This window comes from Xanthomonas fragariae (assembly GCF_900183975.1).
GTDB classification, from domain to species: Bacteria; Pseudomonadota; Gammaproteobacteria; order Xanthomonadales; family Xanthomonadaceae; genus Xanthomonas; species Xanthomonas fragariae.
In genome coordinates, this window is the sequence record NZ_LT853882.1 from 4,122,377 (window position 1) to 4,141,128 (window position 18,752).

The 18,752-nt window shown below is 58.9% G+C and carries 13 protein-coding genes; 10 read left to right on the forward strand and 3 right to left on the reverse strand.

From position 1 onward, the window contains the following. Nucleotides 1–14: 14 nt before the first annotated feature. From PD885_RS21140 to PD885_RS19185, 3 genes are all read right to left on the reverse strand, one after another. The gene (locus tag PD885_RS21140; protein WP_145954112.1) at nt 15–1,001 is read right to left on the reverse strand and encodes a phosphoribosyltransferase; all 987 of its coding nucleotides are present in this window, start codon (nt 999–1,001) and stop codon (nt 15–17) included. Between the two features lie 237 nt (nt 1,002–1,238). Continuing rightward, a complete protein-coding gene (locus PD885_RS19180; RefSeq protein ID WP_088057071.1) occupies nt 1,239–2,168 on the reverse strand; it encodes a DNA-processing protein DprA in 930 nt (309 codons plus the stop codon). 45 nt (nt 2,169–2,213) lie between these two features. Continuing rightward, nucleotides 2,214–3,581 carry an IS5 family transposase gene (locus tag PD885_RS19185; RefSeq protein WP_088057118.1) on the reverse strand — a complete coding sequence of 456 codons (1,368 nt, stop codon included), beginning with the start codon at nt 3,579–3,581 and terminating at the stop codon, nt 2,214–2,216. Between the two features lie 766 nt (nt 3,582–4,347). Between PD885_RS19185 and PD885_RS19190 the strand changes: the two genes are divergently transcribed. The 10 genes from PD885_RS19190 to PD885_RS19235 all read left to right on the forward strand — a co-directional run bounded on the left by PD885_RS19190 (nt 4,348) and on the right by PD885_RS19235 (nt 18,746). Continuing rightward, nucleotides 4,348–7,089, forward strand: a complete 2,742-nt coding sequence (locus tag PD885_RS19190; protein WP_088057072.1) for a type VI secretion system Vgr family protein — start codon at nt 4,348–4,350, stop codon at nt 7,087–7,089. 5 nt (nt 7,090–7,094) lie between these two features. After that, nucleotides 7,095–7,946, forward strand: coding sequence for a DUF4123 domain-containing protein (locus tag PD885_RS19195; protein WP_088057073.1), 852 nt, complete (start codon nt 7,095–7,097; stop codon nt 7,944–7,946). Further along, nucleotides 7,936–10,644: a T6SS effector BTH_I2691 family protein gene (locus PD885_RS19200; RefSeq protein WP_172404520.1), complete on the forward strand. Its 2,709-nt coding sequence runs from the start codon at nt 7,936–7,938 to the stop codon at nt 10,642–10,644. The genes PD885_RS19195 and PD885_RS19200 overlap by 11 nt, the downstream gene beginning before the upstream one ends. Nucleotides 10,645–10,728: 84 nt before the next feature. After that, nucleotides 10,729–11,634: a DUF6708 domain-containing protein gene (locus tag PD885_RS21145; protein WP_145954114.1), complete on the forward strand. Its 906-nt coding sequence runs from the start codon at nt 10,729–10,731 to the stop codon at nt 11,632–11,634. A gap of 16 nt (nt 11,635–11,650) precedes the next feature. Beyond that, nucleotides 11,651–14,035 carry a type VI secretion system Vgr family protein gene (locus PD885_RS19210; protein ID WP_231895758.1) on the forward strand — a complete coding sequence of 795 codons (2,385 nt, stop codon included), beginning with the start codon at nt 11,651–11,653 and terminating at the stop codon, nt 14,033–14,035. 6 nt (nt 14,036–14,041) lie between these two features. Beyond that, complete coding sequence (locus PD885_RS19215; RefSeq protein WP_108772813.1) at nt 14,042–14,920, forward strand: DUF4123 domain-containing protein; 879 nt, start codon at nt 14,042–14,044, stop codon at nt 14,918–14,920. Nucleotides 14,921–15,066: 146 nt separating this feature from the next. Beyond that, complete coding sequence (locus tag PD885_RS19220; protein WP_231892704.1) at nt 15,067–15,519, forward strand: hypothetical protein; 453 nt, start codon at nt 15,067–15,069, stop codon at nt 15,517–15,519. A gap of 135 nt (nt 15,520–15,654) precedes the next feature. Then, on the forward strand, nt 15,655–16,128 hold the full coding sequence (locus tag PD885_RS19225; RefSeq protein ID WP_231892703.1) for a hypothetical protein: 474 nt from the start codon (nt 15,655–15,657) through the stop codon (nt 16,126–16,128). Nucleotides 16,129–16,263: 135 nt separating this feature from the next. Further along, complete coding sequence (locus PD885_RS19230) at nt 16,264–16,737, forward strand: hypothetical protein (protein ID WP_231892702.1); 474 nt, start codon at nt 16,264–16,266, stop codon at nt 16,735–16,737. Continuing rightward, nucleotides 16,734–18,746 carry a phospholipase effector Tle1 domain-containing protein gene (locus tag PD885_RS19235; protein ID WP_197493702.1) on the forward strand — a complete coding sequence of 671 codons (2,013 nt, stop codon included), beginning with the start codon at nt 16,734–16,736 and terminating at the stop codon, nt 18,744–18,746. Before PD885_RS19230 ends, PD885_RS19235 begins: the two co-directional genes overlap by 4 nt. Nucleotides 18,747–18,752: the final 6 nt, after the last annotated feature.

The following is an 18,752-nucleotide window of genomic DNA, read 5'->3' on the forward strand; positions in this document are numbered from 1 at the left end:
ATGACTAAAGCACGCTATGGGCCGTTTAATTTGACATATTCCCGCAAAGCGGAATCCAGCTCTGTCGGTGCTTTTGGGTCAACCACGCCAGAATCGTATCCAAAGTTCGCATGACTTGGCTCGGCGACTATCGCATTGGGTTTGTATGGCGATAATTCCGGTGCATTCATTCTCGTGTAGCTGGTATGGATGGTCTTGAGCCACGAGAAAAGTCGGGCTTTTCCGCCAGCAGCTTCGATATATGCACGTGCTGTGTCCAGGCTCTTGCCTGAAGTGGTTATATCATCAACCACGAGTATAAGCTTGTCCCTGAGAGAGATCGTAGTTTTCCTGGCGTCAACCGAAAGATTGCGTCTCGGCTTCTTGTTCAGGTGGATTGTGTTTAATTGGTTTAAAAATGATCTATTTAGTGCCGGAATTGGCTGGCTCTTATTTGAGTCTAAATGTCGAAGGATTAGGTCATGATAATAGCTTATATTTAGGCATTGCCCTAGGCGTGCAAGCACGGCCGCTTGGCTATTTGGCGCGGGCTGTGTATAGCCCGCTTTATGGCCTGGGTAACTGCATATATAGTCAACTCCAACTAGGCTGCCCGAGAAGTACGCCGATGAAGCTACAATAAGAAACCAGAAATCAGGATGTCCAGCACCATATTTAGCGGCATCGCGCGCGTCGCCACCGAACAATGCATAGTCTGGCCTTTTAGTGGAGTATGGGCCGGCTGCCGAAATGTCTAAGCTATTGTCAAGGTGCTTCCAATAAATGCTATGCTGCCGCAGTGCAAAGACTAGACAAAATCGTCTAAGCGCTGAAACATCTGGCACTGCCAGCCCGTATTTGCACTGCTGCCCATACCAATCGCAGCGGATATGTAAGAGTTTGTTATGTACCCCGGCGATCATGTCCTCCTTAGTCGCGCCAAGAAGCACGGTTTCATGAGGCTTTACTTGGTGCTGCGTGAAGATGGCTGCTGCGGAATCACCGACTTTCCTGGGCGGCATTCCGTCATTTGCTAAGCCATGCGCTTTTATCTCGAAGCCCGCATGTTGAGAAATGTACTGATCAAGTGGAACGCCCCCCGCATGTCCACTTGCGGGTAGACCACAGCGCAACTGTTACGCCTTTAGCTCGAAGCTCACCAGCTAAACTGCCTAGCTGCTTAACGATTGCTACGTCAATCTTATTGTCTGGTCCGACAATTGTGCCTTCGACAGCGATTAGAAGTAGTTTGAATGCCATTATCCAAATAGCCTGCGCTGAGTGAGTGCCGGGAGTATGTCGTAGTCGATCAAGCATTTATTTAAAAATGCGCTGAGCTCTTGGTACTGCGAAGGCACTTCAAAGGTGCGATCTGCTATTCCATGGTCCGATTCAGGCAGGACGCCGTCCAGCGACAAGTTAACTGTAGGGCGTCCGAATCTTTTCGCAAACCTAATGGTATGGGCTGTTCCTGACGAACGTTTCCATTCGGGTGCGACGACGCAAGCTGCCGCCGCAGCCTGCAGACGATTTCGCCAAACAAATGACTCTGCATTCGGAGAGGCATCGGGCAAATACTCGCTCACGAGGAGCCCTCCCTCGCTGACAATATGATCAGCCAGCTCCGTATTCTTTGCAGGATACGTTCGAAGGATTCCAGTGCCCAATATGGAGATGTTGGGTGTGAAGGTCTGAAGCGACCACTCATGAGCAGTGGAATCAACGCCGATCGCTAGCCCACTGATTAGCGGACACATGAGCTCGCGAACAACGCTTGAAGCAAACTGCGTGAGGAAAGTTCCCTTTGGCGTAGGCGAGCGAGTGCCGACTACTGCAATTCCTGGCCGTTCGAGAAGGCTAAGGTTGCCCTTTGCAAAGAACCACTGGGGGCGGAGAGCATCCGGCATCGACGCAAACACGCTCGGATAGCCAAGATCATCCTCGCCTACAAGAAAGCACCCTCTGACATCCAGGTCTTCGTAAAGGCGAATTCCGGCCTCCAGGATGTCCCCCAGATCCTCGCCACCGATCACCCGTCCAGGCGACACCTCTAACGTTCCTCCGCCGTCGGTTTCAAGTTGACGTGCGATGCCTCTCGGCCCGCCCAGCTTTCGCAGCGTGTCAAAGCCTATGCCGCGCTGGGAGCACAGGCCTAGGAAGAAGAGATGGGCAGTTGTAGGCGGGGGCATTTGCAAATCCTACCTGAGTCCTTAGTCGTCCCTGAAAAATCCCCTTCAAGCGCCAAGTGCCGTCGGTGACAGCGGCGCGGTACTCAAGGATGACCATCCCATCGCCCGCATCCAGGCACGCAAAAACGCGATCCAGCGCAGCAGCCAGCGCAGGTTGTAGCCGGCGGCGCAGCCGAGCACGTGCAGCGCATCGCCTTGGGCACCTTTCAGCCTGCAGCGACGCAACCGGCAGTCGTCTTTCAGATGTCCGATCACCGGCTCCACCGCCTGCCGTCGCTTGATCCAGCGCCATTGCCGTCGCGTCAGGGTCTTGGCCTTGCCGCGATGCAGGACCTGCACGCCATCGACCGCGCGCCCGCGATAGCCCAGGTCCACGATCGCCACCGTCGGTTCTACGCTCACATCCTGCAGCAACCCGCGTGTCTGCTCCAGCTGCTCGGCCAAGGTATCGCCGTCGTACGGGTTGCCCGGGAAGCTGCGCGCACCCACGACCAATCCCTTGCAGGCGGTGACCGCAATGCCGACCTTGACGCCGAATTCGTACGCTTGACGCGCCTTGCCCTTGCCGATGCATTCCACTTCCGGGGCATGCAATGCGTAGAGTTTTTGTTTGTCCTTCGGACGCTGCGTGTACAGCCGTTGCGCACGTTCCAGCCAGACAGCGATGCGCTCGCGCACGCCGGGTTCCACCTGGTCCAGCTTGCGCTCGATATCGCGCAACACCCGCCCCAATACCGTGCGTTGACGTCGCAGCACGCGCTGCATGCGCTTGAACTGGCGCGCATGCGCATACCGACCTGCCTTGCGGCTCAGGGCCGGGCCTTGCCGCGCGTAGCTCTGCCGCAATCCGATGCCGTGCCGCCTGGCCACTAAAACCAGCTTCTTGCGTGCCACCTCCAGCAAACGGCTGTCGGTCGGATAGGCGATCGCCTTCTCTTGCACCGTGGTGTCCACGATCACCCGCGACAACTCGCGTGCGTCCACCGCCTGCATCGCATGCGCGGCGTTGATGGTGTGCGCCAGCAGCTCTTCCATCCCGGCCTCACCCAGGCGCTGCCGCCAGCGCGTCAGCGAGCTGGCATCGCACGGCAAACGCGTCTGGAACACGACCTCACCGGTGAAGAACTGCCAGTACGGATTCTCCAGCCAGCGCTCGCACACCGCTTCATCGGACAGGTCGTAGGCGTGTTTGAGGTAGAGCAAACCGGCAATCAGCCGCACCGGCAATGCCGGCCGACCGCCACCGGCCTGGGTGGCCGGCAAGCGCGATGAAAGTGCTTGCTCCAACGCCGTCCACGGCATCCGTTGGCTCAGCCGCGCCAGCGGATGACGCAGATCGATCTGGTTCTCCAGCCGCGATCGAAACAACTCATCGGCAGGCATGTCTTCGGCAGCAGGACGGCGTGTACGCATGGGCGGAAATTGCCAGAAACCAGCCTTCAGCGTAGCGAACACTGGTAGTTTTGGCACGCCGGTGCAGACATCAAGGCATTGCGGTCGTTGGGTGGTTGGGGTTTTTCAGGGGCGACTCCTTAGACCTCCATGGAGGCTGCGCGCGCAATCGTCGCCCCGCCACGCCTGCGGTCTTCATGGGCGCATTTCGCTGCGCCCCTGCGGACCAGCGCCGGCCGCGCCTGATGTGGCCGCAGGGCCGTTCGGCGGCGTTGCCCATCCCTGCGGAACCCTGCCCGTGAGGGGCGTGCCAGCCCCTGCTGTCAGCGATCTGGCGTGCGGATCGTCCAAGCGGAAATCTCGAGGTGACCATCGGAAACAGGTAATTGGTAATCAATGGCCTGCATCGTCTCCAAGTATCTGATTTTTAAAAACTTTTTTGATTACCTTCCAGGGTGATCCCAGGTAATTTGCCGGCTCCAAGAAGGTAATGTCATTGATGTATAAGGAATTTTTTCAATGGTCCAATTACCTGCCAAAAAGTAATCACATTACCTGCGCATTACCCTCTTATTACCTTTGAAAAATTGAAATAAGTATTTGATATAGTTGGAGATATCGCACTTCACAATGCCGCATTACCTCAATTACCTCTTCCCGGTGGTCACCTCAAAATTTGGGCGATAGATGCCTGTCGGGGGCCTGTCCCACCGCGCCCGCCTTGCTAGACTCGGCCGCATCGTCCAGTCCGCCGTGTTGCGACTGGCGTCACCTGCAAGGAGCTTATATGGACCCAGTCGCCACCGTTCTTTCCGCCCTGGCTGCGCCGGGCCAGCAAGAACGCCTGCTACGGCTGCACACCCCGCTGGGCCCCGACGTGCTGGTCGCCGAGACCCTGGACGGCCGCGAGTCGGTCGACGGCGGCGGCTTCCATTTCGAAGTGAGCGCGCTATCGGCCAACGCCGGCCTGCCGCTGGACGACCTGCTCTGCCAGCCGGTGCTGCTGGAACTGCTCACCGCCGAATCGCGCACCGCGCTGCGCCCGTTCCACGGCCACGTCACCGCGTTTGAGCGGCTCGGCAGCAACGGCGGGCTGGCGCGTTACCGGCTGACGATCGAGCCGTGGCTGGCGCTGCTGGGCCAGCGTGTGGACAGCTACGTGTTCCAGGACCTGAGCGTGGTGGAGATTGTCGAGAGCGTGTTCGCCGACTACGCCGAGCAGGGCGCGCTGGCGCCGGCCTGGCGCTGGGAGCTGGCCGACCGCCGCGTGTACGCCAAGCGCAGCCTGACCACGCAGTATGAGGAGACCGACCTGGCCTTCGTGCAGCGGCTGCTGGCCGAAGAAGGGATCTATGTCTGGTTCGCGCATGCCGGCGATGCCGGCAGCGAGCGCCTGGGCAGCCACACGCTGGTGCTGTCGGACCACAACCACGCCTTCGCCGAGCTGGGCACGGTGCGCTATCACCGCACCGACGTGACCGAGCATCAGGACAGCGTGCAGCAGTGGGTGCGGTCGTGTCGCTGGCGCCCGACCACGCTGTCGCGGGCCAGCTGGGACTACCGCAGCCGCAGCCTGCGCCCGGCCGGCGCCGAGGGCACGCCGCTGGGCGACATCGGCGCCGAGGACGTGGACACCGCCGGCCCGCACGGTTGGCAGGACAGCACGCGCGGCCAGCGCCGCGCGCAGCAGCAACTCGATGCGCAGCAGGTGGCGGCGCAGACCATCGAGGGCCAGGGCAGCTGGCGCCAGCTGGCCCCGGGCACGCGCTTTGGCCTGCGCCAGCATGCGGGCGTGGCGGCCGATGCGGCGTTCCTGTGCCTGCAGGTGCGGCACCAGGCACGCAACAACCTGGGTGCGGAGGTGTTCGACGCGCTGGAGCAATCGCTGGGCGCGGTGACCGTGGCCGGCGCACCGCTGCCATCGGCGCTGGCGGGCCTGGGCGCCGGCGATGCGCCGCCGCAAGACGATGCGTCGGTGGAGTTCTACCGCAACCAGTTCACCGCGCTGCCGGCCACGGCGACCTACCGGCCGCAGACCGAGGACGGCCATGGCGTGCGCCTGCATCCCAAGCCGACGGTGGCCGGCACGCTGAGCGCGATCGTGGTCAGCGACGGCGACCCGGTGCAGTCCGACCGCGACCACCGGATCAAGGTGCAGTTCCCGTTCCAGCGCGGTGCCGACGCCAGCAGCGCGCTGGCGCATCCGGGGGGCGAGGACAACGCGCCGGGCAGCGCGTCGGCGTGGACCTGGGTGCGGGTGATGACGCCATGGGCCGGCGACAACTGGGGCGGGGTGGTGCTGCCGCGCAAGGGCCAGGAAGTGCTGGTGGGGTTCCTGGAAGGGGACATCGACCGGCCGGTGGTGATCGGCAGCGTCTACAACGGGCGCGGCCAGGCCGATGCGGCGCACAACCAGGTCGGTGGCGGCGGGGCCGGGGCCACCGGCAATGCGCCGGCGTGGTTCCAGGGCAACGCGCACGGCGCGGTGTTCACCGGGTTCAAGAGCCAGGCGCTGGCGCAGAGCCAGGACGGCACCGGCGGTTACCAGCAGCTGCGGCTGGACGACACCCCCGGCCAGGGCCGCGCGCAGCTGTCGACCACCCAGCACGCCAGCACCTTGACCCTGGGCCACCTGAAGGGCGGCAGCGACAACCTGCGCGAAGGCGAGCGCGGCTACGGGGTGGAACTGTCCACCCAGGCCTACGGCGCGGTGCGCGCCGGCCAGGGCCTGCTGCTGAGCAGCGCGGCGGGCCAGCAGCAGCTGGCGGCGAGCGAGGCGCTGGCGCAGCTGGCACAGGGCGAGCAGCTGCTGCAGGGGCTGGCCGAGGCGGCCCGGCAACAGCAGGCGCAGCTGCCTAATGACCCGGACCGCCTCCCCGCCCAGGAAGGACTCAAGACCCTGCAGGCCAGCCTGAAGGCGACGCAGGGTGGCAGCGCCGACGGCCAGGCGCCGGGCTGGAGCCGCCCGGCGCTGCTGGGCAGCGGCAGCGCGGGCGTGATGAGCCTGACCCCGGCCGACCAGGTGTGGGTGTCGGGCACGCAGACCACACTGCTGGCCGGCACCGCACTGAACTGGGCCAGCCAGGCGCAGCTGGTGCTGGCGGTGGCCGGCGGGCTGGTGCTGTACACCCAGGGCAGCGCCCCGGTCGCGGGCAGTCCCAACCAGGAGCGCGGCATCGCCCTGCACGCCGCGCAAGGCACGCTCAGCGCCCGCGCGCACAAGAACCTGGCCAAGCTCGCCGCCAAGACCCAGGTCCGCATCGTCAGCACCACCGCCGACGTCCAGCTCGCCGCCCCGACCAAGCACCTGCTGGCCACGGCGGCCGGCGCCTACATCAAGCTGGACGGCGACGACATCGAACTGGGCGCGCCGGGGACGGTCGAGTTCAAGGGCGGGCAGCAGGTGTGGACGGGGCCGCAGGGGGTAAGTGCGGGGGCAAGCGCTCCCTCAAGTGCGCTCAAATTGTGCGATTTCAAAACGCGGACCGCGGATGCTGGCGGGGATGCGATCGTCCTAATTCAGGGCTGAATACCATGCATCATCGATTTTACACGAATCATCGCTACGGAATAATCAATCCGTTGCAAATTGAAGTTGATGCTTGGATCAACTGGCCTTCTGTGTCGATAGCTCCCAAAGAGCTTCGCGGGCAATCCGATATATTGCCGAGGCTAATAAATTTCAGCACATTGAGCCATTCCCACCAAATTGAGTTGCTGGACCATATGCAGGAGTGGGAAAAGTCTAACCCTAGGATGACGTATTTCAGTGCGCTTCTAACAAGCGACGCTGACGAGAGAAAAGTGGTTAATCATTTGGCTAGGCAGATGTTGCAAAAAACCTCAGATAGGGAGTGCATGCTCCTGCGCTTCTATGACCCTCGCGTGTTTGGTCATCTGCAGTGGATTCTGGATGAGCGCCAGATCAACTATCTCTTAGGGCCGATAGAGAAATGGTCATGGCGCCTGCTAGATGGTTCATGGGCTTATCAACCACGCTCAGCGGACACCGGCGGACTTGGACTGAAATTGACCGAATCCCAATGGGGGGTACTAAGCCGAATTGGGGTTCTGAATCGTACAAGCGTTCATCTTACAAGCGCGGGAATCCCAGTTGGCGACATTCGCTTTGTAGCGAGTGTGATAGAACAGACCTATGAACGCTGGGGCATGGAAGATGAATCTGACATCTTTTTGTTTGTTGAACAAGTGCTGCTCACGCATCTTGGCATCCATGACCATCCTGAGCTCTCACGACGATTGGAACAAGTTCAGATGGGTCAAGTTAGCTATGTAGGCGCATGCCTTGATCTGGACATTACGAAACTGAGTAAGGACGTAATTGGCGCTGCAAGTAACAAGACATGGAGTGTATATGGCCTGTGATCCGTCCAAGAAGTGCCCAATCTGCGATCAAAAGGGATTGCCTATCCTGCCGGTGCGTTACGAGGTGTCGCGAGTGCAGTCTGTCAAGCGGCTGCCCATGGAATTGAGCGCTCCTTTTTCTGCGTCCCAAATTAAGCTGCCGCCCGACTACGCGCGATATACATTGCGGTTATTGCGAGCAGGCTATCTGTATGTTTTTAACGAAAGGCGTCAGCAATGGAGTGGCTATGTAGTCAGCGACGATGCGCATCTGGTTGAATATGATCTGCGAGCCCCTGCGCCCAAGTTGGGTGATGCTCAGCCGTGTTCGCGAATGGCGGCTAGCCAGACCGGGCGCTATTTGGTGATACCAGATGCGAATCACCCTGAACTGTTAGGTAAAATTTGGCTGTCGTTTTCGTCAGCGGCCTGGACAGATGAAATATTGAAGCAACATCAATCGGCGGACTATCGCCGTCGTCATATGCGAAGTATCGACGTCGCCGCCTGGGCAAAAGGTGGTGGTGCGCAGCCGCATATGGACACGATATATGCTGCGAAAGACAAAGTGGCAGAGTTTCATTTAGCATCTGATTATTCAATTGCGAACAAGAGTGGCCTTTTGGGGCCACAGACGTTACCTGCGATCACTGTTTCTGCATCAGGCCCAGCATTTTCTCATAGCCTCACGGATATGTTGAGTTTTGACAAGGACAGAGTGGACGCGCTTGTCGCCACCATGCGGCAAGTAGCAGGCCAGCTTTCTCCTGATAGCAAAGGCGTCGACCCCGCCGTCGTGGCGATAGACGACCCAGTTGGCCTAATGGCTGATCTGAATCAGCTTATCTTGGAAGAAGCGATTGTATGGGCCGAGCAGCCAGAAAGAAAAGAAAAGCGTGAGTCGGCGCTCGCAATTACGGCCCTGCGTGAGGCAATTAAGAATGGCGCTGTAGAAAGCGAGGAAACTGCTCGAAAAGATCGCGCGATGATCGGACAGTCCGTGATGCAGACGCTATTTGGCCGTGCACATACCAGTCAATTTACTCGCCCCGTTCAAGAATGGGATGATGATTGGTTTAAGGTCGAAGATGAAGATGAGATATTGCGCTTGGGCGCCGAATCATGGGAGAAGTATCAAAAGCACCTAAAGGGCGGCAACGCTTACGAGGATTATCTTAAAAATACATATACCAACGAGCTGAAACAGCTTGGCGAGCAATTAATCACTCCGTTAGACGAGGCATATGTGGCTTGGCTGGAATGTGATACTTTCAAGCAGCACATGATCTGCAGTTTCGACGCGGCTAACACTCGCAGTGGAATGCAATATCAAGAATCGGTTGTGGCGATCATCAGTGACGCGCTAGGCCGCAGGAAGGTATTCGACTATGCCACAAGCGCCTTGCAACAAGACCCTGCAAAGCAGGAGTCGATTCTTTCACGTGCCATGGTTTGGAATTTGGACGGCGCGATAAAACAATGGAAGGCTATCGCTTCGAAGCAGGCCGATTCACCAGATTGGCTAGGTTTCTCGGGTGCGCTTTATAGTGGCCTGAAGGAGGCACTTGAAAAAGGCGCGAACAACGAATTGGAAGGCGCGTTTAGTGGGTTGGCCAAATATATCTATCAACTGTCAGGCCCATTAGCGCGCATGGTGGGCGGCGCTATGGATCTGATGGCGCAAGGCAGCGCCCTGCTGCTGCCTCACAAGATGCAGCTGGGCCTGATGTCAGCGGTGGCGCGGGCGGGCTCTCCAAATATGCAGCTGATTGATCTGAGCATGTATACCACGCCTAAGCAAGCCACACGCGCGCTAGCTAATCAGTTGGCTTACAAAGCCGGCTTATCCTCGGGCCAGGGAATGCGCTCGCCAGCCCGCAGCGCCATGACACCTGGAATCGAGGTGGACAGGACGACGGGAGGCAAGCAGTTTAAGTTCAATATGGTGATGCTGGTTGATACCAATCGCGTAGCTCAATGGCAGAGTTTCGACATTGGAGCTAGAAGCATGCGCAATGCCCGAGCTGGTGAGGTGGCCGCAGCAGTAAGCTCACAGGAGTTCGATTCCTTACTGAGACAGAGCATAGGAAGGCTCAATAGCCTTGAGTTCAAAACGGGGGTGGTGGCTACAATTTTTGCTGGCGCAAGCCTTGGTAAGCTCTATGAAGATTATAAAAAATCCACTGTTAATGATAGTGCAATTAAAGGATCGAATTTTGCCGCAGGTGTCGCAGCCCTTGCTGGCAATGCCATAGAACTTAGTGGCACAGCTGCTAAAAGTATTCCATGGGGTTCACAAAAGCTAGCGCAGCCACTAGGACGTTTGATGCTCAATGCGGCTTCGCGAGCAGAAGTGGTTATTGCTGGAGGAAAATGGCTTGGTGCTATCGCTGCGTTTGTTGCTGGGGTCATCATGATTAATGAAGGCAGTGCGGATTATAGCGTTAACAGAGCATATGGAATATCAATCATGAGCCTTGGCGCAGCCTCTGTGGCTCTTTCTTTTATGATACTTTTTGGCTGGATGGCGCCGGTTGCGATTTTGATGTTGATCTTGATAGCCGTTCTTAGCGTGGTTGTTTCACTTTTTAAACCGGATGAAGTTGAGCGCTGGCTAGATAAAGCGATGCACTGGGGAATTAATGGAAGCGGCAGATTTTCGTCGCTAGAAGATCAGCAGTTGGCAATAACAAAATTTTCCGCCAAAGGTGCAGAATAAATCATGCTTACTGGATGGCATCCTCCCTTTAAGTTGGATAGGCCTCTCTCACTACAAGAAAGGAATGATTTTCTGCCATTTGGAGTGAGTCAGGATGTTATTCCTGAGGATAGCCTATCGCTCATCTCATTTAACTCTAACTTCGCCGAATTTGTTGATAGGACATTTAAGATAAAAGGCATGTCGGCTACCGCTGGAGCTGGAGCGGCGGTCTTATTTCTGGCACTTATGTCTTTTTTTATTGCAAGTCTTATTGTTAGAGATCCCGGAAGTGCTTTTGAAAATATTTTTGGTTTTGTTATGGCATTATTTATTTTATCCTGGGGAGCTTTTTTTTGGAAAATTCATCTCCGCCATGATCTTTTTTCTTATACACACTATCCAGTGCGCTTCTGCCGAAATGAAGGCAATATTCATTTTTTTCGACACAACGGCCCTGGGGGGGTGGTGACTGTACCTTGGGGTAGTGATTCCGTATATTTCCATATTGGGCATGGCGCTCAGAACAAAAACTTGCGGGATCTTCGTTGCCATATTCTAGACGAGCATGGCTGGATTTCTGGCACTTACACGGTAGGCCATAGTACCGACGACGAGTTGCGTGTACGTGAGCAATGGGAATTTATACGTCGCTACATGGAGCTTGGCCCTGAGCGCGCTGTTGATCATCCGCTTGATGGTGTAATTACTTTATCAGTCAAGCCAAGTTGGCGTAACTGCTATATGTGGGTCTGCTTTGCAATGGGAACAAACTTGTTCCCATTGAGGCATGCATTGTTTCCCATTTATGGTCTGCTCACATTGACTCGGTGGCTGACATTCAAAACGTGCAAAGAGCCCGTGTGGCCAAAGGAAGTTCAGGCCGGATGTGCTATTCAACCCAACGATCTCCATCATTGGCCTGAGCCTGAGTACATCGGGCAGTTCGCAAATCGTAAGGACGTCTACGATCGTGCGGTGGAGCGTAGTCGCTTACGAAAGCGCAGATAGAAGTTGGGGCCAGCCAGTGTTGCTCGGGCTGCCCAATGTCGATTTCGATCGCCGCGCTGCGTTTTACGCCGAGCAAGGCGCGCTGGCGCCGGCCTGGCGCTGGGAGCTGGCCGACCGCCGCGTGTACGCCAAGCGCAGCCTGACCACGCAGTATGAAGAGACCGACCTGGCCTTCGTGCAGCGGCTGCTGGCCGAGGAAGGGATCTATGTCTGGTTCGCGCATGCCGGCGATGCCGGCAGCGAGCGCCTGGGCAGCCACACCCTGGTGCTGTCGGACCACAACCACGCCTTCGCCGAGCTGGGCACGGTGCGCTACCACCGCACCGACGTCACCGAGCAGCAGGACAGCGTGCAGCAGTGGGTGCGGTCGTGTCGCTGGCGCCCGACCACGCTGTCGCGGGCCAGCTGGGACTACCGCAGCCTGAGCCTGCGCCCGACCGGCGCCGAGGGCACGCCGCTGGGCGACATCGGCGCCGAGGACGTGGACACCGCCGGCCCGTACGGCTGGCAAGACAGCACGCGCGGCCAGCGCCGCGCGCAGCAGCAGCTCGATGCGCAGCAGGTGGCGGCGCAGACCATCGAGGGCCAGGGCAGCTGGCGCCAGCTGGCGCCGGGCACGCGCTTCGCGCTGAGCCAGCATGCCGGGGTGGCGGCCGATGCGCGGTTCCTGTGCCTGCAGGTGCGGCACCAGGCGCGCAACAACCTGGGCGCGGACGTATTCGATGCGCTGGAGCAGTCGCTGGGCGCGGTGGCGGTGGCCGGCGCGCCGCTGCCGCCGGCGCTGGCGGGCCTGAGCGGCGGCGATGCGCCTGCGCAGGACGACGCTGAGGTGGCGTTCTATCGCAACCACTTCACCGCATTGCCGGCCACGGCGACTTACCGGCCGCAGACTGAGGACGGGCACGGCGTGCGGCTGCATCCCAAGCCGACGGTGGCCGGCACGCTGAGCGCGATCGTGGTCAGCGACGGGGACCCGGTGCAGTCCGACCGCGACCACCGGATCAAGGTGCAGTTCCCGTTCCAGCGCGGTGCCGACGCCAGCAGCGCGCTGGCGCATCCGGGGGGCGAGGACAACGCGCCGGGCAGCGCGTCGGCGTGGACCTGGGTGCGGGTGATGACGCCGTGGGCCGGGGACAACTGGGGCGGCGTGGTGCTGCCGCGCAAGGGCCAGGAAGTGCTGGTGGGGTTCCTGGAAGGGGACATCGACCGGCCGGTGGTGATCGGCAGCGTGTACAACGGGCGCGGCCAGGCCGACGCGGCGCACAACCAGGTCGGCGGCGGCGGGGCCGGGGCCACCGGCAATGCGCCGGCGTGGTTCCAGGGCAATGCGCACGGCGCGGTGTTCACCGGGTTCAAGAGCCAGGCGCTGGCGCAGAGCCAGGACGGCACCGGCGGTTACCAGCAGCTGCGGCTGGACGACACCCCCGGCCAGGGCCGCGCGCAGCTGTCGACCACCCAGCACGCCAGCACCTTGACCCTGGGCCACCTGAAGGGCGGCAGCGACAACCTGCGCGAAGGCGAGCGCGGCTACGGGGTGGAACTGTCCACCCAGGCCTACGGCGCGGTGCGCGCCGGCCAGGGCCTGCTGCTGAGCAGCGCGGCGGGCCAGCAGCAGCTGGCGGCGAGCGAGGCGCTGGCGCAGCTGGCACAGGGCGAGCAGCTGCTGCAGGGGCTGGCCGAGGCGGCCCGGCAACAGCAGGCGCAGCTGCCTAATGACCCGGACAGCCTCCCCGCCCAGGAAGGACTCAAGACCCTGCAGGCCAGCCTGCAGGCGACCCAGAACGGCAGCGCCGCGGGCCAGCTCCAGGGCGGCGACGGCCAGGCGCCGGGCTGGAGCCGCCCGGCGCTGCTGGGCAGCGGCAGCGCGGGCGTGATGAGCCTGACCCCGGCCGACCAGGTGTGGGTGTCGGGCACGCAGACCACGCTGCTGGCCGGCACCGCCTTGAACTGGGCCAGCCAGGCGCAGCTGGTGCTGGCGGTGGCCGGCGGGCTGGTGCTATACACTCAGGGCAGCGCCCCGGTCGCCGGCAGCCCCAACCAGGAGCGCGGCATCGCCCTGCACGCCGCGCAAGGCACGCTCAGCGCCCGCGCGCACAAGAACCTGGCCAAGCTCGCCGCCAAGACCCAGGTCCGCATCGTCAGCACCACCGCCGACCTCCAGATCGCCGCCCCGACCAAGCACCTGCTGGCCACGGCGGCCGGCGCCTACATCAAGCTGGAAGGCGACGACATCGAACTGGGCGCGCCGGGGGTGATCGCGTTCAAGGGCGGCAACCGGGTGTGGGCGGGGCCGCAGGGCTTTAGCACCCGCGTGCAGCTGCCCTCGGCGGACAAGCCGGTATGCCTGGAATGCATGCGCGATCTGGCATCCCGGCACGAAGCCGTCGCATCGCGCGGGTGATCGGTCATGCATCCGCTCTTTGAATCGTGGTCCACCTTCCTCGCCCCCCATCGCCACCGTGAGGGCAGCGGGGTGTTCCTGCTGCTGGATGCCGCGCAGCTGCCCATCAATGCGATGCCGTGGAAGGAGATGATCGGCGAGCAGCGCGTCCACAATGTGCTGAAAGATCACCCCGAAAGCGTCGATCCATCGGTGTGTGCGTTGCTGATGGACTACGAAGCCGCCTGGGTCGATGCGCTGTTGAACAGGCATCTGCCGCGCAGGCCGTTCGCCTTCGTCGCACTCTCCAGCGCGCTGCCCATCGCCCAACTGGCCGAGGCATTGGCGAAACGCGCCGACGTGTTCCTGCCCGGCGGCAAGAAGGGATTGCTCCGCTATTACGATGCGGCGGTGCTGCAGGCGCTGCCCAGGGCGGTGGAGGCCAACAAGCTGGATGCCTTCCTGTCCTGCGCCGATGCATGGGTGTGCATCGGTCGTGACGCCGCCCCGCTGGCACTGCGTCCCTCGCCGGAGCGCAGGCCCGTCCGGCCCGCCGCACGCCTTGCGCTCACCCCACCCGAGCTGCAAGGTCTGGACGCGCTCGGCCGGCTGGATCGCATTGCTGCGGACCTGAAGCGCAACGGTACGCTGCCGGTCGATGCCGATCCCTTCCAGACGTGGAAGAAACTGTCCGTGATGCAGGACGTGCTGCTGGCGGCGGGGCTGGAAGCGGAACCGCTGCTCTATCGCTGCTGCACGGCGGTGGTGCACCTGGATCTCGATGCCACCTGGCACGCACGGCTGTCGGCCATCGTGCATGAGCACCGCGCCGACGACGCCGCGCTCTGCGAGAAACTGTTCGACGGGGCCTATGACGGGGCGAGCACGCAAGAGCGCCAGATATGAGAAGCGAGTTTATCTTCGAAAGAATGGAACTGCCTCGCTGTAATGGGTAGACGACATGGGCGCTGATGAGATTCCTTCAACCCCATCTATTGCTAAATAAGGACGATCTTTGAGGCGCCTATAATATGAGAATTATTAGATTTTTGATGGTGGCGTTTATCTTCTTGCTGGGCGGTTGCAAGGATGGTTTCTCGCAGTCGAGAACGGTGTGCGTCACTGGTTACAATGAGTACGAAAAAAAAATCCATGAGTTCTGGCTGGATAATGAGTCAAAATCTGGCTGCTTTGGGAATCCCCCAGGTCGGACTGATGGGAATTTGTGGGGAGGTGGTGGGAAGTTTTCTTGTGGATGTAATGTCACGCCTGGAAAGACTGTTAATTTGCAGTGGATTTTTGTTATTTCCAAGGAGGACTTTTATGCGGGGAAGAGAGCTGAGGAACATTTTTTAAAGGTCACCATCCCTCAGCCTGAATCAAGCGGATCACGGTATTTTCGTGTCTATTTCCGGAAAAATGGAACTGCCTCGTTACAGTGGGTAGATGATATGGGGGCAGAAGAGTTGCCCGCAACGTCCGATGGAAAAGGAGAGTCCAAGTGAGTCAGGCGAGAAAAGAAAGTAAAGATGCAGACCAAAAGCGCGCATTTCTTGATCGCGCAAAAGTCCAGGCTGAACAGAGATGCCCGGCCTGCCAGCAGGTGCTATTGCTAAAGACGTATGATCTTTGAGGTACCTATGAGCATGCTTAGATTTTTGATGGTGGCGTTTATCTTCTTGCTGGGCGGTGGCAAGGATGGGTTTTCTCAATCCAGAACCGTATGCGCGACTGGATATAATGAGTACGAAAAGCAGATCTATGAGTTTTGGCTGGATAACGAGTCAAAATCTGGCTGCTTTGGGAATCCTCCTGGGCGTAAAGACGGAAATCCTTGGGGTGGTGGTGGGAAATTTTCTTGTGGCTGTAAAGTAACGCCTGGTAAGGTTGTCAACCTTTACTGGACATTCGAGCAGACTAGGCAGGAGTACGATTCTGGTGTGAAGCCCGAGGAGCACACCATCAGAGTCCAAACGCCGCAGCCACAATCATCCAGTTCACGATATTTTAGGATTTACTTTCGCAAGAATGGAACGGCGTCTTTGCAATGGGTAGATGATATGGGGGCAGAAGAGTTGCCCGCAACGTCCGATGGAAAAGGAGATTCCAAGTGAGTCAGGTGAGAAAAGAAAGTAAAGATGCAGACCAAAAGCGCGCATGTCTTGATCGCGCAAAAGTCGAGGCTGAACAGAGATGCCCGGCCTGCCAGCAGGTGCTATTGCTAAAGACGTATGATCTTTGAGGTACCTATGAGCATTCTTAGATTTTTGATGGTGGCGTTTATCTTCTTGCTGGGCGGTTGCAGAGACGGTTTCTCGCAGTCGAGAACGGTGTGCGTCACTGGCTACAATGAGTACGAAAAAAAAATCCATGAGTTTTGGCTGGATAATGAATCCAGCTCAGGCTGTTTTGGAAATCCATCAGGACGAGAAAGTGGTGATACGTGGGGAGGCGGTGGAGCATTCTCCTGCGGCTGTAATATTACGCCTGGAAAGACTGTTAATTTGCAGTGGAGTTTTGTTATTTCCAAGGAGGACTTTTATGCGGGGAAGAGAGCTGAGGAACATTTTTTAAAGGTCACCATCCCTCAGCCTGAATCAAGCGGATCACGGTATTTTCGTGTCTATTTCCGGAAAAATGGAACCGCCTCGTTACAGTGGGTAGATGATATGGGGGCAGAAGAGTTGCCCGCAACGTCCGATGGAAAAGGAGAGTCCAAGTGAGTCAGGTGAGAAAAGAAAGTAAAGATGCAGACCAAAAGCGCGCATTTCTTGATCGCGCAAAAGTCCAGGCTGAACAGAGATGCCCGGCCTGCCAGCAGGTTCTCTGGTTGAGTTTCTTCTTTGACGGTTTTGGTTTTACTAATAAATCCGGACCTGAGAGTAATATAGTAAAGATATATTCAGCTTTAATTGATGACGTGGATAAGTCTGCGCGTCGCTTTTATTACCCTGGTCTTGGCGCAGAGTTCGACCCCGAGAACGCTGCACTTGCAGCGGCCCTGGGTGACAAGGCCGGCACGGAGATCGAGGACAAGGTCAGCTCCGCACCGAAGGATATCGCCAAGGGCGCGGTGCTGGATGTCTGGAAGGAAAGCGAACGGCTGAGTGACAAGTCCTACGCGCATCGTGCGGTCTGGACCGCTGGCGAGGTGGTAGATCGCGCTAGCAAGCAAGGGAAGCAGATTGTCAAAACCGTCCAGAAGCCCGTTACCACGGTGGCTAAGCAAGGCTGGAAAACATTGCGCAAGGAATGGCGTGCGCTCTGGAAAGAGGTAGTCAGGCACCCGTGGCGCGCAGCCAAGGATGCTGGCGCGGCCGTGGCCAAGAATACCGCTGGCTATGCGGCCGAAAGCCTCGGACTGATCCGCGACTCGACCCTGGGTGCGGCGCTGTTCAACACGGGCGTGGATACGCGCCTGAAGTCGGCCGAGACCGATTTCAAGGCCGCGTTCGCACTGGCCAAGGCCAGGCTGCCGGTGCACAGGGTCAACGTGGCGATCTTTGGCTACGACATGGGCGGCGGGATCGCGCTTGCGTTCAGCAAGCTGCTGATCGACGACATCTGCGCGAGTGGCCGCTACCAAGCGGTCGAGGTCAAGATCCGCTTTATGGGCCTGTTCGATTGCGTGACGAATCGCTATGACGATAACCTGTTAACCGGATTCATCCCGCTCAGCAACAAGGTGTCGTCGGAGATGACGTTGCTGCCCGAGGTCGAATGCTGCGTGCATTATGCGGCGGCGCATGAGCTGCGCTTCTACAAGCCATTGACGATGATCGGCGGCAGTCCGGGCGCAACTGGAAATCGTCAGGAGCTCTTGTTCCCGGGAAGCCAGGTGGACGTGGGAGGTGGAGCCGAGGCTGAGGAAGCGGGGGTGCTCGATGGAATGGCCCGCTATCCGCTACAGATGATGTACAACCGAGCTTACGGTGCGGGAATTCCCATGCCGAGCTTAACCCAATTAGAAGATCTCGATATCGCTTTGTATGTGAAATTCATAATTTCTAGTGAAGTGCAAGAATTTCAAAGAAAATATCGCACCACTGTAACTGCGCTGGTCGAAGAGGCAAAAGAAATCAGCCCCGCAGTAATTCGCTTGAATCTGCCATACGTCTGCACCTACACCAAGCCCGGCCAACGCACCGCCGAGCAGGAAACTCAGTGTTATGTGCCGCCGGAGCCGCTGGTGGTGCGCACGCTGCCCAAGGACATCCAGGGGCAGATGAAGGGGCATATGATCATCTACATTCAGTGGCTGCGGATGTGGTACGAGCAATTCGCCAAGACTGCCAATGAACAAACGGGCTCTTGGTTGCTGGGTGTCCCCAAATACCCTGCCGCCAAAGGCCGGTATGACAAGCTCGCAGCCGAACTGAGGTACCTGGAACGCAACGCGCGTTCGGTGGATAGCTTCGACATGCAACAGGCAAAGAAACAGCTCGACGGAGAGGTTGCCTCCAATCTGTTTGTCACTGATCCGCAAGGCCAAGCGCTTTATTGGATATGGAACAACCCTGGCAAGCGACTGCCAGCGGTGGAGGCGCTGTATGGTGGATTTCTTGAATATGTCCACGACAGCATGGCAGAGAGCAGCCTTGAGGCTGCGTACGGGTCGTTCGTCGCATCCAAGCACTATCTGAACCGCCGCCCGATGCAGAAGATCGAGACCAAGCCCGACAAGAGTTTCTTGGGGGATTTATGGGAATCCTATAAAAGCCTCTACAAATAGTTTGCA

What these genes read in the sequence shown, in the direction of transcription:
- PD885_RS19185 (WP_088057118.1), bottom strand. Translation starts at nt 3,581, where the DNA reads ATGCGTACACGCCGTCCTGCTGCCGAAGACATGCCTGCCGATGAGTTG.
- PD885_RS19190 (WP_088057072.1), top strand. Translation starts at nt 4,348, where the DNA reads ATGGACCCAGTCGCCACCGTTCTTTCCGCCCTGGCTGCGCCGGGCCAG.
- PD885_RS19220 (WP_231892704.1), top strand. Translation starts at nt 15,067, where the DNA reads ATGGTGGCGTTTATCTTCTTGCTGGGCGGTTGCAAGGATGGTTTCTCG.
- PD885_RS19180 (WP_088057071.1), bottom strand. Translation starts at nt 2,168, where the DNA reads ATGCCCCCGCCTACAACTGCCCATCTCTTCTTCCTAGGCCTGTGCTCC.
- PD885_RS19195 (WP_088057073.1), top strand. Translation starts at nt 7,095, where the DNA reads ATGCATCATCGATTTTACACGAATCATCGCTACGGAATAATCAATCCG.
- PD885_RS19225 (WP_231892703.1), top strand. Translation starts at nt 15,655, where the DNA reads ATGAGCATGCTTAGATTTTTGATGGTGGCGTTTATCTTCTTGCTGGGC.
- PD885_RS19200 (WP_172404520.1), top strand. Translation starts at nt 7,936, where the DNA reads ATGGCCTGTGATCCGTCCAAGAAGTGCCCAATCTGCGATCAAAAGGGA.
- PD885_RS19230 (WP_231892702.1), top strand. Translation starts at nt 16,264, where the DNA reads ATGAGCATTCTTAGATTTTTGATGGTGGCGTTTATCTTCTTGCTGGGC.
- PD885_RS21140 (WP_145954112.1), bottom strand. Translation starts at nt 1,001, where the DNA reads ATGCCGCCCAGGAAAGTCGGTGATTCCGCAGCAGCCATCTTCACGCAG.
- PD885_RS19215 (WP_108772813.1), top strand. Translation starts at nt 14,042, where the DNA reads ATGCATCCGCTCTTTGAATCGTGGTCCACCTTCCTCGCCCCCCATCGC.